At 61.8% G+C, this 16,297-nt stretch carries 17 protein-coding genes; 10 read left to right on the top strand and 7 right to left on the bottom strand.

Going from position 1 to position 16,297, the window contains the following annotated elements; genetic code table 11:
• Window positions 1–55: 55 nt before the first annotated feature.
• From AC0JZ4_RS03880 to ubiE, 3 genes are all read right to left on the bottom strand, one after another.
• On the bottom strand, window positions 56–1,630 hold the full coding sequence (locus tag AC0JZ4_RS03880; RefSeq protein WP_471885128.1) for an aromatic amino acid lyase: 1,575 nt from the start codon (window positions 1,628–1,630) through the stop codon (window positions 56–58).
• Window positions 1,631–1,703: 73 nt separating this feature from the next.
• Window positions 1,704–3,263: a 2-polyprenylphenol 6-hydroxylase gene (gene ubiB / locus AC0JZ4_RS03875; RefSeq protein ID WP_471885127.1), complete on the bottom strand. Its 1,560-nt coding sequence runs from the start codon at window positions 3,261–3,263 to the stop codon at window positions 1,704–1,706.
• Window positions 3,264–3,267: 4 nt separating this feature from the next.
• Window positions 3,268–4,044, bottom strand: a complete 777-nt coding sequence (gene ubiE / locus AC0JZ4_RS03870; RefSeq protein ID WP_471885126.1) for a bifunctional demethylmenaquinone methyltransferase/2-methoxy-6-polyprenyl-1,4-benzoquinol methylase UbiE — start codon at window positions 4,042–4,044, stop codon at window positions 3,268–3,270.
• Window positions 4,045–4,200: 156 nt separating this feature from the next.
• Between ubiE and mutM the strand changes: the two genes are divergently transcribed.
• From mutM to AC0JZ4_RS03835, 7 genes are all read left to right on the top strand, one after another.
• A complete protein-coding gene (gene mutM, locus AC0JZ4_RS03865) occupies window positions 4,201–5,079 on the top strand; it encodes a bifunctional DNA-formamidopyrimidine glycosylase/DNA-(apurinic or apyrimidinic site) lyase (protein WP_471885125.1) in 879 nt (292 codons plus the stop codon).
• A 45-nt stretch (window positions 5,080–5,124) separates the two neighbouring features.
• Window positions 5,125–5,898 (top strand): enoyl-CoA hydratase, encoded by a 774-nt coding sequence (locus AC0JZ4_RS03860; RefSeq protein ID WP_471887777.1) that lies wholly within the window; start codon window positions 5,125–5,127, stop codon window positions 5,896–5,898.
• Between the two features lie 167 nt (window positions 5,899–6,065).
• On the top strand, window positions 6,066–6,332 hold the full coding sequence (gene rpsT / locus AC0JZ4_RS03855; protein WP_471885124.1) for a 30S ribosomal protein S20: 267 nt from the start codon (window positions 6,066–6,068) through the stop codon (window positions 6,330–6,332).
• 835 nt (window positions 6,333–7,167) lie between these two features.
• Window positions 7,168–8,745 (top strand): chromosomal replication initiator protein DnaA, encoded by a 1,578-nt coding sequence (gene dnaA / locus AC0JZ4_RS03850; RefSeq protein ID WP_471885123.1) that lies wholly within the window; start codon window positions 7,168–7,170, stop codon window positions 8,743–8,745.
• A 123-nt stretch (window positions 8,746–8,868) separates the two neighbouring features.
• Window positions 8,869–9,486, top strand: a complete 618-nt coding sequence (locus AC0JZ4_RS03845) for a LysE family translocator (RefSeq protein ID WP_471885122.1) — start codon at window positions 8,869–8,871, stop codon at window positions 9,484–9,486.
• A 7-nt stretch (window positions 9,487–9,493) separates the two neighbouring features.
• Entirely contained in the window at window positions 9,494–10,090 is a 597-nt protein-coding gene (locus AC0JZ4_RS03840) for a class I SAM-dependent methyltransferase (protein ID WP_471885121.1), read from the top strand.
• Window positions 10,091–10,204: 114 nt separating this feature from the next.
• A complete protein-coding gene (locus AC0JZ4_RS03835) occupies window positions 10,205–10,441 on the top strand; it encodes a hypothetical protein (RefSeq protein ID WP_471885120.1) in 237 nt (78 codons plus the stop codon).
• A 105-nt stretch (window positions 10,442–10,546) separates the two neighbouring features.
• Here the strand turns inward: AC0JZ4_RS03835 and grpE are convergent, their stop codons facing one another.
• Both grpE and hrcA read right to left on the bottom strand, forming a co-directional pair.
• Window positions 10,547–11,185: a nucleotide exchange factor GrpE gene (grpE, locus tag AC0JZ4_RS03830; RefSeq protein ID WP_471885119.1), complete on the bottom strand. Its 639-nt coding sequence runs from the start codon at window positions 11,183–11,185 to the stop codon at window positions 10,547–10,549.
• Window positions 11,186–11,271: 86 nt separating this feature from the next.
• Window positions 11,272–12,360 (bottom strand): heat-inducible transcriptional repressor HrcA, encoded by a 1,089-nt coding sequence (hrcA, locus tag AC0JZ4_RS03825; RefSeq protein WP_471885118.1) that lies wholly within the window; start codon window positions 12,358–12,360, stop codon window positions 11,272–11,274.
• 221 nt (window positions 12,361–12,581) lie between these two features.
• Between hrcA and rph the strand changes: the two genes are divergently transcribed.
• The 3 genes from rph to hemW are packed head-to-tail and all read left to right on the top strand — an operon-like array spanning window position 12,582 to window position 15,153.
• Window positions 12,582–13,298, top strand: coding sequence for a ribonuclease PH (gene rph, locus AC0JZ4_RS03820; RefSeq protein ID WP_471885117.1), 717 nt, complete (start codon window positions 12,582–12,584; stop codon window positions 13,296–13,298).
• A gap of 11 nt (window positions 13,299–13,309) precedes the next feature.
• Complete coding sequence (rdgB, locus tag AC0JZ4_RS03815; RefSeq protein WP_471885116.1) at window positions 13,310–13,954, top strand: RdgB/HAM1 family non-canonical purine NTP pyrophosphatase; 645 nt, start codon at window positions 13,310–13,312, stop codon at window positions 13,952–13,954.
• A 5-nt stretch (window positions 13,955–13,959) separates the two neighbouring features.
• A complete protein-coding gene (hemW, locus tag AC0JZ4_RS03810) occupies window positions 13,960–15,153 on the top strand; it encodes a radical SAM family heme chaperone HemW (RefSeq protein ID WP_471885115.1) in 1,194 nt (397 codons plus the stop codon).
• 38 nt (window positions 15,154–15,191) lie between these two features.
• Here the strand turns inward: hemW and ptsN are convergent, their stop codons facing one another.
• The gene (ptsN, locus tag AC0JZ4_RS03805; RefSeq protein ID WP_471885114.1) at window positions 15,192–15,656 is read right to left on the bottom strand and encodes a PTS IIA-like nitrogen regulatory protein PtsN; all 465 of its coding nucleotides are present in this window, start codon (window positions 15,654–15,656) and stop codon (window positions 15,192–15,194) included.
• Between the two features lie 63 nt (window positions 15,657–15,719).
• Window positions 15,720–16,295 carry a ribosome hibernation-promoting factor, HPF/YfiA family gene (hpf, locus tag AC0JZ4_RS03800; protein ID WP_471887776.1) on the bottom strand — a complete coding sequence of 192 codons (576 nt, stop codon included), beginning with the start codon at window positions 16,293–16,295 and terminating at the stop codon, window positions 15,720–15,722.
• Between the last annotated feature and the right edge of the window lie 2 nt (window positions 16,296–16,297).

The raw sequence follows: 16,297 nt of genomic DNA, 5'->3' as shown, positions 1-16,297 counted from the left end.
GCGGTGCCGGTGTGGCGAAAGACCTGGAAAACGGGCCTTTGCGATCAAAACGCGGTTACGCGTCCAGTCCCTGCATGCCGAAACCGCCAAGCGCGAAGAAATCGTCGATCGCATGGATCGGCGAAATCGCGATGAGCCGGGCGAGGAAGTCATCCGAGGCAAGCTCCTCCTCGATCGCCTCGACCTCGGCCGAGAGCGCCCGGTCGATTGTGTAGAAGGCGGCATGCTTGCGCACCACCTCGTAGACGAGACCGACGGCACCGCGCGGTTCGTCACGGTGAATATCCATCGCCTGTGCTGCCAGCAGCGCTTCGAGCGCCGCCAGGCGCCTCAGCGCCGTGACCTGCCGCTCGAACCGCTCGACGACAAGCGGCAGGAAGGCAGCTTCATCTTCCATCCCGCCGGCGACCACCAGCGACTGGGCCGAAACCGGATTGCTCATCGACAGCACCCGCGAGAAGATTTCGCCCGCAAGCTTGATGATCGGGCCGAAGCCGGTGGCGATGACGCCCGGCGGCACGAGGTTGACCGGCAGGTCGCGGCGCTGGCCGTTGCCGAGCAGGACGCAGCGGTTGAATGCATTGCGCGCCGCATGCGCCATGCACAGCACGGCCGATTCCATCAGCACCGTGACATCGAGCGGCAGAGAGCCGCCTGAGGTCAGCACCCGCCCGTCGACGATGACGGGATTGTCGTCGGATCGGCCGGTGGCGGCGAGGATCTTGTGGCCGGAGGAAAGCAGGCTCTCGAAGACGGAGCCGAAGACCTGTCCCATCATCCTGATGCTGAGCGGGTCCTGCACATGCGTGCCGCTCGGCCATGCCCAGCCCTGCGAGGCGTTGAGAAGCCACGAGCCGATCATCGCCTCCCGCGCCGTGCCCACATGGGTGACGGCAAGCCAGGGATCGCGCGAAGCGCCCATGGCGCCGGCGGCCGAAAGTCCGGTGGCGAGCAGCACGCGCAGGGCGCCGGCTGCGCCTCTGACCTCCCGCGCCGCGGCCGCGAAACTGACGGCGTTGACGCTGAGCGAGGCGAGGCTGTCGCGCGGCGCCATGCGCTGCGGCGAAATGCCGGCGGCCTGGAAAGCCTCTGCCGCCGGCATGCGGCGACCTTGGTAGACGGCCTCGCCGACGCCGGTAAGCACCGCGCCGATCTGACCCATCAGCCCGATATCGGCACAGCCGATCGAGCCGGTGCGCCGTACGACCGGGATGACATCGGCGGACAGAAGAGCGAGATAACTTCCGACCAGATCCGGCGTGCAGCCGACATAGCCGGTAAGCGCCGTGTTGACCCGGAGCGCGATTGCATTGCGCACGACGGATGTCGGGAAAGCATCGCCGGTACCGAAATGGTGGGCACGCACGAGGCCGATGTTGAACTGGTCGAGTTCATCCGCCGACCATGCGACATCCTTCATGGCGCCGACGCCGGTCGTTGCGCCATAGACGGGCAGGCCGTCCACGATCGCCTGTTCCAGAACGCCGCGCGCGGCGGCCACCCGCGCCATGCCGAGCGGATCGGCGCTGACGGCGGCATGACCTTCGCCGATCACCAGGAGTTCTGCAAAACCGAGCGGCTGGCCGCTCAGTTCGATGGACACTTTCGGGTCTGATGTCTGCTTTGCCATGCTGCAAGACTATGCGAGCGGCATGGCCGGCGGCTATGCCGAAAAGCGCATATTCATGTCGCGCTTCGGCTGGTCAGAGCGTGATGGCGATATAGAGCAGCGACAGTGCGATGACCCAGAGCGCCAACCGGCCGTAACGGCTGTGGCGCGCCTCCGCCTTGCCGATCGCGTCCGCCGTATCGGCATCGAAGCGCAGGCCGTTCTCGCTCATGTTGACGAGTTCGCGGTGCAGGGTTTCGGTCTTGGACGCGATTTCCGGCATGGCTTCGGCCAGCTTGACCGCAGCCTTGGCGCCGTCCTTGAGGTCGGACAGGATACGCTTGGGGCCGAGATTGTCGCGGATCCAGTCTCCGACGACGGCTTCGGACGCCTTCCACATGTTGAAACGCGGGTTGAGCATGCGCGACACGCCCTCGACCACCACCATGGTCTTCTGCAGCAGGATCAGCTGCGGCTGCGTCTGCATCTCGAAAAGGTCGGTAACCTCGAAAAGCAGGGCGAGAAGCCGTGCCATGGAGATCGTCTCGGCCGGCTGGCCGTGGATCGGCTCGCCGATGGCGCGGATCGCCTGGGCAAAGGCTGCGACGTCGTGATGGCCAGGTACGTAACCGGCTTCGAAATGCACCTCGGCGACGCGCATGTAGTCGCGGGTGATGAAGCCGTAGAGGATCTCGGCAAGGAACCGCCGCTCCTTCTTCCCCAGCCGCCCGGTAATGCCCATGTCGACGGCGACGATCGTGCCGTCGCGCTCGACGAAAAGGTTGCCCGGATGCATGTCGGCGTGGAAGAAGCCATCGCGCAGCGTGTGCCGCAGGAAGGACTGGATCAGCACTTCGGCAAGCTTTTCGAGATCGTGGCCAGCCTCGCGCAGCGCCGCGATGTCGTTCATCTTGACGCCGTCGATCCACTCCATGGTGATGACGTCGCGGCCGGTGCGCTCCCAGTCGACCTCCGGCACACGGAAGCCGGGATCATCCTTCGTGTTCTCGGATATTTCGGAAAGAGCGGCGGCCTCGAGACGCAGGTCCATTTCCATCTTGGTCGTCTGCTCGAGCGTCCGCGTCACCTCGATCGGGCGCAGGCGTCGGCTCGACGGCATCAGGCGTTCCTGCATGCGGGCAACCACATACATTCCCTCGATGTCATGGGCGAAGCGCTGGCGCACGCCGGGGCGCACCACCTTGACGGCCATCTTCTTGCCCTTGACCGTCGCCGGATGAACCTGGGCAATGGAGGCGGCCGCGATCGGCTCTTCGAAGGATGTATAGAGATCTTCGATCTGCCGGCCGAGCGAGGTCTGGATCGCGGACTTCGCGGCAGTCGTCGGGAAGAAGGCCATCCGGTCCTGCAGCATGGCGAGATCGACGGCCCAGTCGACACCGACCACATCCGGGCGGGTGGCGAGGAACTGGCCGATCTTGACATAGGACGGGCCGAGCCGGCCGACGGCACGGGTCAGTCGTTCGCTGCGGGCCTGTTTCTTGGCGCGAAAGCGTGTCAACGGCGCAAGCATCGACTTGGCGAAGCCAACGGCCGGCGGCATGTCCTCTGTCGGCAGCGCGGAGACCACGCCTTCTCGAACGAGGACCCAGCCGACACGGGCGAGCCGGAAATAGGCGCCGATCGTGCTCATGCGTTCAAAGCTTCCAGCCGGAATGCAGCGCGGCGATGCCGCCCGTGTAATTGGTGTAGGTCACGCGCGAAAAGCCGGCGGTGCGGATCATCGTGGCAAAGTTCTCCTGGTTCGGGAACTTGCGGATCGATTCCACCAGATACTGGTAGGGCTCGGCCTCGCCGGTGATCATCTTGCCGAATTGCGGGATCGCCTTGAACGACCACTGCTCGTAGAACTTATCGAGCATCGGCATGTCGACTTCGGAAAACTCCAGCACCAGCAGGCGCCCGCCGCGCTTCAGGACGCGATAGGCTTCCGACAGCGCCACATCGATGCGCGGCACGTTGCGGATGCCGAAGGCGACCGTATAGGCGTCGAAGGAATTGTCCTCGAAGGGCAGCGATTCCGCATTGGCCTCGACGAAATCGAGATTGGCGGAGAGCTTCTTCTTCGCCGCCCGCTCGGCGCCGACGGCCAGCATCGAGCCGTTGATGTCGAGAACGGTCGTATGCGCCTTACGGCCGGAGGCTTCGACGATGCGGAACGCGATGTCGCCGGTACCGCCGGCAACATCGAGCGTCCTGTAGCCCTCTTCCTTGCGCGGCGAGAGCGATGCGATCATCGCGTCCTTCCAGACGCGGTGCATGCCTGCCGACATCACGTCGTTCATGATGTCGTAGCGCTTGGCGACCTTATGGAAGACGTCGTTGACCAGTCCCTGCTTTTCTCCGTCGGCCACCTGACGGAAGCCGTAGGAGGTTTCCATTCCGCCGTGGGCGCCGGTGCGGGCTTCGGTCATCGAGTGCTCCTTGAACTCATTGGTCCCTGGGTGTCCAGACACGGCAAAACCGGATCCCGGTCGCCTTTTGGCTGGTCGCCCCTAGAAGGGTGAATAGATTGTCGTTCCGGTCTATAGATCACCGGCGTCGTTGTTGAAACAGGAAGTTAGGTATTCATGCCCGAATTGCCAGAGGTGGAAACCGTCCGTCGCGGCCTTGCTCCGACCATGGAAGGCGCGCGCGTTGCCGCCCTTCGCGTCAATCGCGCGGATCTGCGCTTTCCGTTTCCTGACGATTTCGCGGCTCGCGTTACAGGACGCGGCATCGTTTCCCTCGGGCGGCGGGCCAAATACCTGCTGATCGACCTGGAGGACGACCTGACGCTGATCAGCCATCTCGGCATGTCCGGCTCTTTCCGTATAGAGGAAGAGGTGCAGGGCGATTTCCACCACAAGCGCTCCAAGGATGAAAAACACGATCATGTCGTCTTCGAGCTGGAGGGCCGGAAGGGACCGGCGCGTGTGATCTACAATGACCCGCGCCGTTTCGGCTTCATGCATTTGTGGAAGCGCAGCGAACTGGACCTCTATCCGGCCTTTGCCGAACTCGGGCCGGAACCGACCGGCAATGCGCTCGATGCCGACTATCTGGCCGGTCGCCTGAAGGACAAGAGCCAGCCCTTGAAGGGCGCGCTCCTCGACCAGACGGTAATTGCCGGGCTCGGCAATATCTATGTCTGCGAGGCGCTGTGGCGCGCGCACCTGTCCCCCAAACGCCAGTCCGGCACGCTGGTAACGCCGACGGCCAAGCCGAAAAAGGAGCTGCTGCGGCTGACGGACGCAATCCGCGCAGTCATTGCAGATGCTATTGCTGCGGGTGGATCATCGCTGCGCGACCATATCCAGACGGATGGCTCGCTCGGCTATTTCCAGCATTCCTTCTCGGTCTACGACAGGGAAGGCGGGGCTTGCCGCACGCCCGGATGCGGCGGTACGGTCTCGCGCATCACGCAATCCGGCAGGTCGACCTTCTTCTGCCCCGCATGCCAGAAGTGAGACCCGCCGCCCTATAGAAACAGGATATGACCGGTGAGCGACGAATTGAGCTTCGAGACGATACTGACGGAAACCCGCGGCGCGGTCGCGATCATCACGCTGAACCGACCAAAGGCGCTGAATGCTCTCAACTCCCAGGTCATGACCGAGCTGACGGCAGCGCTTGCCGCTTATGACAAGGACGAGACGGTTGCCGCCGTCGTTCTGACCGGTTCCGAAAAGGCCTTCGCCGCCGGCGCCGACATCAAGGAAATGCAGGCGCTTGAATTCGTCGACGCCTATGTCGGCGACTTCATCTCCGGCTGGGATGCCGTCATCTCCTTTCGCAAGCCGCTGATCGCCGCCGTCTCGGGCTTCGCGCTCGGCGGCGGCTGCGAGCTTGCGATGATGTGCGACTTCATCATTGCCGCCGACACGGCGAAATTCGGCCAGCCGGAAATCACCCTCGGCATCATTCCCGGCATCGGCGGCTCCCAGCGCCTGACGCGCGCCGTCGGCAAGGCCAAGGCGATGGACATGGTGCTGACCGGCCGGATGATGGATGCGGCCGAGGCGGAACGGGCGGGACTCGTTTCGCGTGTGGTTGAGGCCGACAAATTGCTGGACGAGACGCTTGCTGCGGCCGAGAAGATTGCCGGCTTCCCGAGGGGCGCCGTATTGATGGCCAAGGAGGCGGTCAGCCGCTCTTTCGAGACGACGCTTGCCGAAGGACTGAGGTTCGAGCGGCGGCTGTTCCAGTCGCTGTTTGCCACGGCGGATCAGAAGGAAGGCATGGCTGCATTCGTGGAAAAGCGCAAACCCGCCTTTTCCAACCGCTAGGGTATCAAAAAGCGCGTTGACTGGGGCGGGTATTCCCGCTATATGCCCGCCCACAGTTGGGAAAGCCTCTTCACGGCTTCCTCTATTGCTCCCGAATTGCTGGATGATGGGTCGCATGACCGGCGGCAACGGTGGAGTGTTGGTTCGAATTCGTAGAGAGGCATGAAATGGCCAATACAACTTCGGCGAAAAAAGCGACCCGCAAGATCGCTCGCCGCACTGAAGTCAACAAGTCCCGTCGCTCGCGCGTTCGTGGCTTCATCCGCAAGGTTGAAGAAGCCATCGCAACGGGTGACGTAGCGGTTGCTGCAGAAGCCCTCCGGGTTGCTCAGCCGGAAATCGCCCGCGCTGCAAACAAGGGCGTCCTTCACAGCAACACGGCATCCCGCAAGGTGTCCCGTCTTGCTGCTCGCGTGAAGGCACTTTCCGCCTAAGCCGGCTATCTAAATTTTGATTTCCTGAAAGCCTGGTCACCCGACCGGGCTTTCTGCGATTCTACCTTGACGATTGTTCGTTGCTCGGCTCAATAACGGTTTCGTGTCATCGGCATGACGAAGAAAATGCAGTTATATTAGTGGCTTACGCGGGAATTTTGGCATTTAGCCTTCAGTGACGGCGGGCTTTCGGGCGACAAAATAGAGTCAAGCAAATTTTTATTTTTCCTGTGAATCGCGCGCTCCGGCAGTGGCCAAAATTGAATCTCATTGATTCAACAGCGATTCTTTTTTTGGATGTCCGCGGCATTCAAATCGCGCGGCAAGAGTCAACGGCCAGCCCCCGACTTTGGCTAAAAAACGCTGTTGATCTTGCCAGGTGATCCTGCCTAAATGGCCTCCAGCAAGGGCATGGGGAATTACTTCAGAAGCTTTCACAGACGGTCTCTCCAAGGGACGGATGTATTAGCTTTTTGCTTCTTGCGGCGGGAGCTACATTCCCGTTCTCCATATACCGTCGGTTGCAAAACGAAAAACAGCAGTGTTTTTCGAAGGCAGTCGATTTGCGCCCTGACATCGGCTTGATCGCTGATGGCGGGCACAAGGATTGACCGCGGCTCATGACGAGGATGAGGCGCAAGACTGGCGGGGGACACCGCCCATGCCGGCTGTTTACGAGGCGGTCCGGCAACTGGTTTCATTCTGGCGGATGAAGCTGCATGCATGAGCGAACGAGTGCGCTTTCCCTAACCGGGGGAGGGATGAGTTCGTTTTTATAACAAAGTTTTCCCTGGCGGCATGACGGTCGCCAGGTCCATTCAAAAGGCGGCAAATAATGCAGATGAATACCGTATCGGCTCGTGCAATTGGCAATGGGGACCATGCACGGCAGGGGTTCGATTCAGTTTGCTCCCAAGCGGCAGGGGAAACAGCAGAAATGCAGCATGATGCTCTTTTCGAGCGGTTTAGTGCGCGGTTGAAGGCACAGGTCGGTCAGGATGTTTATGCAAGTTGGTTTGCGCGTCTTAAACTCCATTCGGTTTCCAAGAGCGTAGTTCGCCTCACGGTACCGACGACCTTCCTGAAGTCCTGGATCAACAATCGCTATCTTGACCTGATCACGTCCATCTTCCAGACGGAAGACAAGGAAATCCTGAAAGTCGAGATCCTGGTGCGGACGGCAAGCCGCACCACGCGTCCGACGGCAGTCGCTGAAGAGCGCTCCGTGGCGAACGCGTCCGGCGCGACGGCAAACGCGGGCCGCGTTTCGTCGCAGCCGCGCGAGATCGGCAAGATCGCGTCCTTCCCGGCGCCAACGGCCGCACCGGCCACGGCACGCGGCATGTCACAGTCCGGGCCGCTTTTCGGCTCGCCGCTCGACAGCCGCTACACGTTCGACACCTATATCGAGGGTTCGTCCAACCGCGTGGCGCTTGCTGCGGCCAAGACGATCGCCGAAGCCGGCGCTGGCGCCGTACGCTTCAATCCGCTCTTCATTCATTCGAATGTCGGCCTCGGCAAGACCCACCTTCTGCAGGCGATCGCCAACGCTGCCGTCGGCAGCGCCCGCAATCCGCGCGTTGTCTATCTGACGGCCGAATACTTCATGTGGCGTTTCGCCACCGCGATCCGCGACAATGACGCGCTGACGCTGAAGGATAGCCTGCGCAACATCGATCTCTTGATCATCGACGACATGCAGTTCCTGCAGGGCAAGATGATCCAGAACGAGTTCTGCCATCTGTTGAACATGTTGCTCGACAGCGCCAAGCAGGTCGTCGTCGCAGCCGACCGTGCCCCCTGGGAGCTGGAATCGCTCGATCCGCGCGTTCGTTCGCGTCTTCAGGGCGGTGTTGCGATCGAGCTGGAATCGCCAGAATACGACATGCGTCTGGAAATGCTGCAAGGCCGCCTCGAGGTTGCCCGGCAGGATGATCCGTCGCTGGACATTCCGGTCGAGATCCTCAGCCACGTCGCCCGCAATGTCGCAAGCAGCGGCCGCGAGCTGGAAGGCGCCTTCAACCAGCTCCTGTTCCGCCGCTCCTTCGAGCCGTCCTTGTCGATCGAACGCGTTGATGAGCTTCTGGCGCATCTGGTCGGTGCCGGTGAGGCAAGGCGTGTCCGCATCGAGGACATTCAGCGCATCGTCGCCCGTCACTACAACGTCTCGCGCCAGGAACTGGTGTCGAACCGTCGTACCCGCGTCATCGTCAAGCCGCGCCAGATCGCCATGTATCTGGCCAAGACCATGACGCCGCGATCCTTCCCGGAGATCGGCCGTCGTTTCGGCGGACGCGATCACACGACGGTGCTGCATGCGGTTCGCAAGATCGAGGAACTGATCGGCGACGACACGAAGCTTGGCCATGAGGTCGAGCTGCTGAAGCGCCTGATCAACGAGAACAACGCCTGATCCAAGGCAGGGCGGCTCCCGCGGGCCGCCTGCGCAACTCATCGCTTTCAAAGATTATCGCCCCTTGACGCCATGCGTCCGGGGGCGCATTGCGTTGACATGTAGTGCATAAGGGGCGCAGGCATGTTTCTTCTTTCGGTGGCAATGATCTGGGGCGTCGCCTGCTTGACGCCGGGGCCGAGCACGCTTCTCGTCATCCGCTATTGCCTGACGGCGCCGCGCAAGGTGGCGATCTTTGCGGCCATGGGCACGATCACCGGCACGTTCTGCTGGGGTGTTGCCGGCTGGCTCGGCATCAATGCGCTGTTCCAGGCCGCACCCTTTGCCTATGTCGCGCTGAAGATCGCCGGCGGGCTTTATCTGATCTGGCTTGGCATTCGCGTGCTTCTCGATGTGCGCAAAGCCCGCAAGACGCCGGATCTGGCGCCGGCAAGGGTCGATGTGCCACTGAAGACCGCCTATCGAATGGGGCTTGCCACCAATCTCGCAAACCCCAAGTCGGCGCTGTTCGTCGCCTCGCTGTTTGCCGTCACCATGCCGGCCGGCACGCCATTTTTCTTTGGCGTCGCGGCAATCGCGGTGATGATTGCGGTCTCGACGCTCTATTACGCCTGCCTCGTGTCGCTGATCACGCATCCGAAGGTGGCGGCGGCCTATCTGAAGGCCAAGCACAAGCTCGATATCGGCGTTGCTACCGTGTTTGTCGGCTTCGGTACGAAGCTCCTTCTGTCGCAGCGATAGGTGCAAGGTGGCAGTCGAGCGCGACCCGACCGGCCGCTTTTACGCAGACAATGCCGAAGCCTATGCCGGCAGGTCATCGACGGTGAGCCACGCGCGGCTTGACGGCTTCCTGGCAAGGCTCCCGCCCTCGGCACGGATATTGGAACTGGGCTGCGGCAGCGGGCGCGACAGTGCCCGGATGATGGCGCTCGGCTTCGACGTTACGCCGACCGATGGAACCGCGCAGATGGCCGAGCAGGCGGCGATCCGACTGGGTGTCCCGGTGCCGGTGCTCCGTTTCCAGGATATCGATATGGTCGCCGCCTTCGATGGCATCTGGGCAAGCGCCTGCCTGCTGCATGTGCCGCGCGCCGAGCTTCCGGCAATCCTCCTCAAGGTTCATGCCGCACTGCGGCCCTGCGGCATGTTCTATGCCAGTTTCAAGGCGGGCGAGAGCGAGGGCCATGATGCGCTTGGCCGCTTCTTCAATTATCCTTCGCAACAATCGTTGCGGGCGGCCTATGCGCCATGCGGGTGGGCGTCGCTTGAGCTCGACGAACAGTCTGGCGGCGCCTATGACGGCCATCCGACGAACTGGCTACACGTCACGGTCGTCAAGGCCTGATCCAGGTCTCGCCAGGGCTGCGGAAACCGCTGATTTTGAGCGGATTTCGGTACATGCCTCTTCCGTTTTGACGAAAGGCGCTACATGCTCGTTTCCAGTGCGTGGAGAAAGATCATGAACGACGAAGCGCGTGCGCGAATAGCAGCCAATGACAAACTGCTGAAAGCGGTGATCACCCTGCTGGCGATCAAGGACCCCGGCCTGCTGGATGAACTCGACATCATATTCGCCCTGACCGAAGACGGCGGCGCGAGCCTTGCAGACGCCGACCGACGAACGCGGCTCCACCTGAAACAGGAACTGGAACTCATCCGGTCGCTGGCAAGCTCGACATTCGAGACGACACACTAAATCCTTAACGCCAAAGGAGCCACCTTGCGTGCCGCAGGTCTCGCTGCGCGTTTGCGGTGCCTGATGTGAAAGGAGACGCCGTAGCGTCTCCTTTAGATTCCGAAATCAGATATTGCCGTTTGCGGCATCACCCGGTGCGGCATCCGCCTTCGGGCCACCCTTGGCGACGCCGACCATCGCCGGGCGCAGTACCCGGTCGCCGATCGAAAAGCCGGCCTGCACCACCTGGATGACCGTGTTGTTCGGCACGGCCGGGTTCGGCACTTCGAACATCGCCTGGTGGAAATTGGGATCGAACTTCTCGCCCTCGGCATCGATCTTCTTCACGCCGTGGCGCTCGAGAGCGGAAAGCATGGCGCGCTCGGTCATTTCCACGCCTTCGAGAAGGGTGGTGAGTGTGGCGTCCGCCGAGGCACGCTGCTCTGCCGGAACGGCATCGAGGGCGCGGCGCAGATTGTCGGACACGGCCAGCATGTCGCGCGCAAAGCCTGCGACGGAATAGGACTTGGCGTCCTTCACGTCACGCTCGGTGCGGCGACGCAGGTTGTCCATTTCGGCGGCAAGACGCAGAAAACGGTCACGCAGTTCGGCATTCTCGGCCTTCACCGCCTCGATCGGATCGGGTTCTGCGGCCGGGGTCTCGGCGGCATCCTGCTCGGCTGCGCCGTTAAGAGCGGCATTCACGGCATCCACGCTCTCGGCGGCAGCTGCGTCAGGGCCAGTCTTGTTGGTATCGTCGGTCATGACGTTCTCCGATTACTTCTGTTCAGGAATTTGCGCCCGATATCGAGGTTCGGCGCGGAAAAATCAAGGCTTGCGGCGATTTCCGATCATATCGAGCCGCGCGAAAGCCGTGCGATCAGCTGAGCCGTGTAGTCGACCATCGGCACGACGCGGGAATAATTGAGCCGTGTTGGGCCGATCACCCCGACTGCGCCGACGATCCGGTCGTCACCATCACGGTAGGGCGCGACGATCAGCGACGAACCGGAGAGAGAGAACAGCTTGTTTTCCGAACCGATGAAGATGCGTACCCCCGGTCCGGCCTCGGCCAGTTCGAGGATCTCGATCAGGCTGTCCTTCTTCTCCAGGTCGTCGAACAGCAGCCTCAGGCGGTCGAGGTCGGACGGCTCGCCGAGACCTTCAAGAAGATTGGCGCGTCCTCGTACGATCAGCTGGGTTGGCTTGCCCTCTTCGCTATCGCCCGACCAGACGGCGAGACCACGTTCTATCAGGTCCTGCGCCAGCGCATCGACCTCGCTCTGCACCTCCTGCTTCAGCGTCTTCATCTGGCCGCGGAATTCCGGCAATGTCTGGCCGGTCAGGTGAGCGTTGAGAAAATTGGCAGCCTCGGTCAATTGCGAGGAGGTGACGCCTGCCGGCAGCTCGATGATGCGATTTTCGACCTGGTTATGATCGCCGACAAGAACGGCCAGCGCCTTTGTCGGCTCCAGCCGGATGAATTCCACATGTTTGAGTACGGGGTCGCTCTTCGTCGTGATGACGATGCCGGCGCCGCGCGAAACGCCCGACAGCATCAGGCTGGCATCCGCCATCAGGTTTTCCAGCGTCTGGTCGCGATTGGCAGGACGGATCTGCCGGTCGATGGCGGAGCGCTCCTCGTCGGACAGATTGCCGGTCTGCATGAAGGCATCGACGAAGAAACGCAGACCGCTCTGCGTCGGCAGCCGGCCGGCGCTGATATGGGGTGAATAGATCAGCCCGAGCTGTTCCAGGTCGCTCATCACGTTGCGCACGGAAGCGGGCGACAGGGACATCGGAAGAAGGCGGGACAGGTTGCGCGATCCGAGCGGCTCGCCGTTCTCCAGATAGCTTTCCACGATGCGGCGAAAGATCTCGCGCGAGCGATCGTCAAGCATCGAACCGGCATCCATGCCCAAAGCTGCCGAAAACACCATTCCTGTCATCATCCCGATTTTGGTTGTCTTCCAGATATAGTCATTGGAAATGCCGTCTCAAACCGGAAATCGCGATCAATCGATCCGATTGTCGCTTGGTCATGCCCTGTGGGGCTTTTTCTTTGCAAATCGCGCGGGACGACCTTAGAAGGCGGGTAACGCCGCATCGCGCGAAAAATCTTCGTCTCGACAAGCGGCAGACCAATACCAGGGAGTGATCCATGCGGCCTTCAGGCAGACCAGTAAACCAGATGCGCAAAGTGTCCTTCGAGCGCAACTTCTCCAAGCATGCCGAAGGCTCCTGTCTGGTGAAGTTCGGCGACACGCATGTCCTGTGCACCGCAAGCCTTGAAGAAAAGACGCCGCCGTGGCTGCGCAACACCGGCAAGGGCTGGGTTACCGCCGAATACGGCATGTTGCCCCGCGCCACCGGCGATCGCATGCGCCGCGAAGCCTCGTCGGGCAAGCAGGGCGGTCGTACGCTGGAAATCCAGCGTCTCATCGGCCGCTCACTGCGCGCCGTCGTCGATCTCGAAGCGCTTGGCGAAAAGCAGATCACCATCGACTGCGATGTCATCCAGGCCGATGGCGGCACCCGCACCGCCTCGATCACCGGCGGCTGGATCGCGCTTTACGATTGCCTGAAGTGGATGGAAACCCGCTCGATGATCAAGCTCGACAAGGTCCTGAAGGATCACGTCGCGGCCATCTCCTGCGGCATCTTCGCCGGTCAGCCGGTCATCGATCTGGACTATCTGGAGGATTCCGCTGCCGAGACGGATGCGAATTTCGTCATGACCGGTTCTGGCGGTATCGTCGAGATCCAGGGCACCGCCGAAGGCAAGCCGTTTACCCAGGAAGAACTGCTGCAGCTCCTCGGTCTCGCCAATGACGGTGTCAGGGAACTGGTGGAAATGCAGAAGGCGGCGATCGCCTGAGGAAGTAGCCCATGCGCAAGCTCGACACAAAGACGATCGTTGTCGCCAGCCACAATGCCGGCAAGATCAAGGAGATCGCCGAGCTGATCGGTCCCTTCGGCTTCTCGGCCAAGTCCGCCGCCGAGCTGAAGTTCGAGGAACCCGACGAGACCGGCACGACATTCGAGGAGAACGCCACGATCAAGGCGCTCGCCTCCGCCAAGGCCTCCGGTCTGCCGGCTCTGTCGGATGACAGCGGTATTGTCATCGATGCCCTGGGTGGTGCTCCGGGCGTCTATACGGCCAACTGGGCCGAGCGCGAAGATGGCAGCCGCGATTTTCAGATGGCGATGCAGAAGGTCGAGACGGCTTTGCAGGACGCGGGCGCCGCAACGCCGGACAAGCGCACCTGCCGTTTCGTCAGCGTGCTCTGCCTTGCCTGGCCGGATGGCCATGTCGAGCTGTTCCGGGGCGAGGTCGAGGGCATGATCGCCTGGCCGCCGCGCGGCACGGCCGGCTTCGGCTACGACCCCATCTTCCAGCCTGAAGGCTACGAGACGACCTTCGGCGAAATGACCAGCGAGGAAAAGCACGGCTGGAAGCCGGGCGATGCGCATGCGCTTTCCCACCGTGCCCGCGCATTCAAGGTCTTCGTCGAGACCTGCCTGGAGGCCTGAACCACTTGAACGCCGTTGCCACCTTTCCGTCCGATACGCTTCTGCCCGATACGGGAGAGCCGGGCTTCGGCGTTTACGTCCATTGGCCGTTCTGCGCGGCCAAGTGTCCCTATTGCGATTTCAACAGCCACGTCCGCCACCAGCCGGTCGATCAGGCCCGCTTTGCCGCAGCCTTCCTGAAAGAGATGGAAACGGTGCGGCGGATGAGTGGCCCAAAGGTCGTCACCAGCATTTTCCTCGGCGGCGGCACGCCGTCGCTGATGGACCCGGCGACCGTGGAAGCGATCCTCGACGGTATCGCCCGCCACTGGAACGTTCCGGACGGTATCGAGATCACCATGGAGGCCAACCCGTCAAGCGTCGAGGCTGAGCGGTTTCGCGGCTATCGGGCAGCCGGCGTCAATCGTGTCTCCATGGGCGTGCAGGCGCTCAACGATGCCGATCTCAAATTCCTCGGCCGGCTGCATGACGTGGCCGATGCGCTGAAGGCGATCCGTCTCGCGCGCGAAATTTTTCCGCGCATGTCCTTCGATCTGATTTATGCCCGCCCGAAACAGACCGTTGAGGCATGGGAGGCGGAGCTGAAGGAGGCAATCTCCTATGCGGTCGATCATCTGTCGCTCTATCAGCTGACGATCGAGGAGGGGACCGCCTTCTACGGTCTGCACAAGGCAGGCAAGCTGATCGTTCCGGATGGCGACCAGTCGGCGCTTCTCTATGAGGCGACACAGGAGATTACCGAACGGTACGGCATGCCGGCTTACGAAGTCTCCAACCACGCCCGCCCCGGCGCCGAAAGCCGCCATAACCTGACCTATTGGCGCTATGGCGATTACGCAGGCATCGGCCCCGGCGCGCATGGCAGGCTGACGCGCGGCCGCGGCAAGATCGCCACCTCGACCGAGCGCCGCCCGGAAGGCTGGCTTGATCTGGTCGAGGCGCAGGGCCACGGCATGATCGAGCAGGAAACACTCGGCTATGAAGAACAGGCCGACGAACTGCTGCTGATGGGCCTCCGCCTGAAGGAAGGCGTAGACCTTGCCCGTTGGCAGGAACTCTCTGGCCGCGACCCGGATCCGGTGCGCGAGCAGACTTTACTGGAACACGGGTTTATCGAGCGCCTCGGCAACTCCCGCCTCCGCTGCACGCCGAAGGGCATGCTCATCCTCGACGCGGTCGTCGCCGACCTCGCCTGCTGAACAATCAGATCTATTCCGAAGGGAAGTGAACGCCGCGATCAAGCGGCGTTGTTGGCCTGTTCCTCGTTGAGGAAGGCGTAGATGGCGGATGCGGAATCCGTCTGGCGCAGCTTGGCCACCAGGTCCTGGTCGCGCAGCACGCGGGCAATGCGCGACAAGGCTTTCAGATGATCGGCACCGGCACCTTCCGGTGCCAGCAGCAGGAAGACGAGATCGACCGGCTCGTCATCGAGGGCCTCGAAATCGACAGGGCTTTCCAACCGTGCAAAAATGCCGCGGATCGAGGAAATACCGGCAAGCTTGCCATGCGGGATCGCGATGCCGTGACCGACGCCGGTAGAACCCAACCGCTCGCGCTGCAAGATGACGTCGAAGATTTCCCGCTCCGGAACGCCTGTCAGCTTGGCCGCTTTCACGGCCAATTCCTGCAGGAGTTGTTTCTTGGAGGTCGCTTTCAAGGCAGGGATAATCGCGTCCTGATGCAGCAGATCTGCCAATGCCATTCGTTATCTTCCTTTTTGCCGCGAAGGGCAGGGGAAGCGCCGTTGCCGACGCCTCCCGAGTTTTTAGTTCTTCATATTGGTGGAGTCGATCCAGCCAATATTGCCGTCGTGGCGTCTGTAAACGATGTTGAGCTTGTCATCTCCCGGGCTGCGGAAGAGGAACACCGGCTCGTCGGTCATATCGAGTGCCATGACAGCTGTCGCAACGGTCATGGTGCGAAGCTGCTTGGTGCTTTCTGCAACGATCGTCGGAGCGAAGTCGTCCGGGACCTCGTCCTCTTCATCGGGAACGCGGTCCATCACGGTATAGGCAACTTCGGAGAAACCGTTGGTCGTATTGCCGGCATGGTGGTCTTTCAGGCGGCGCTTGTAGCGGCGCAGGCGCTTTTCGATGCGTTCTGCGGCAGCGTCGAAACTTCCCTGGGGATCGTTTGCCTGGCCGGCTGCGTGAAGCACGATGCCGGTATCGAGATGCACCTTGCAGTCAGCTGAAAAACGTGGCCCGGATTTCTCGACGATGACCTGGCTGGAATAGCCGCCGTCGAAGTATTTGGTAATCGCCTCCCCGATATGGTCTTCGATCCTTTGACGGAAAGAATCTCCGATTTCCATATGCTTACCGGATACGCGTACACTCATGG

It is taken from the genome of [Rhizobium] kunmingense, assembly GCF_977018605.1.
The sequence above is the reverse complement of the archived record's forward strand: the minus strand, read 5'-3'. Positions and strand labels throughout refer to the sequence as shown.

Bases quoted from the DNA above. Each gene is read 5' to 3' on its own strand.
- dnaA (WP_471885123.1), top strand. From the start codon at position 7,168: ATGCAGATGAATACCGTATCGGCTCGTGCAATTGGCAATGGGGACCAT.
- rph (WP_471885117.1), top strand. From the start codon at position 12,582: ATGCGGCCTTCAGGCAGACCAGTAAACCAGATGCGCAAAGTGTCCTTC.
- hpf (WP_471887776.1), bottom strand. From the start codon at position 16,295: ATGAGTGTACGCGTATCCGGTAAGCATATGGAAATCGGAGATTCTTTC.
- AC0JZ4_RS03845 (WP_471885122.1), top strand. From the start codon at position 8,869: ATGTTTCTTCTTTCGGTGGCAATGATCTGGGGCGTCGCCTGCTTGACG.
- ubiE (WP_471885126.1), bottom strand. From the start codon at position 4,044: ATGACCGAAGCCCGCACCGGCGCCCACGGCGGAATGGAAACCTCCTAC.
- hrcA (WP_471885118.1), bottom strand. From the start codon at position 12,360: ATGGTGTTTTCGGCAGCTTTGGGCATGGATGCCGGTTCGATGCTTGAC.
- rpsT (WP_471885124.1), top strand. From the start codon at position 6,066: ATGGCCAATACAACTTCGGCGAAAAAAGCGACCCGCAAGATCGCTCGC.
- AC0JZ4_RS03880 (WP_471885128.1), bottom strand. From the start codon at position 1,630: ATGGCAAAGCAGACATCAGACCCGAAAGTGTCCATCGAACTGAGCGGC.
- mutM (WP_471885125.1), top strand. From the start codon at position 4,201: ATGCCCGAATTGCCAGAGGTGGAAACCGTCCGTCGCGGCCTTGCTCCG.
- grpE (WP_471885119.1), bottom strand. From the start codon at position 11,185: ATGACCGACGATACCAACAAGACTGGCCCTGACGCAGCTGCCGCCGAG.
- ptsN (WP_471885114.1), bottom strand. From the start codon at position 15,656: ATGGCATTGGCAGATCTGCTGCATCAGGACGCGATTATCCCTGCCTTG.
- ubiB (WP_471885127.1), bottom strand. From the start codon at position 3,263: ATGAGCACGATCGGCGCCTATTTCCGGCTCGCCCGTGTCGGCTGGGTC.
- AC0JZ4_RS03835 (WP_471885120.1), top strand. From the start codon at position 10,205: ATGAACGACGAAGCGCGTGCGCGAATAGCAGCCAATGACAAACTGCTG.
- rdgB (WP_471885116.1), top strand. From the start codon at position 13,310: ATGCGCAAGCTCGACACAAAGACGATCGTTGTCGCCAGCCACAATGCC.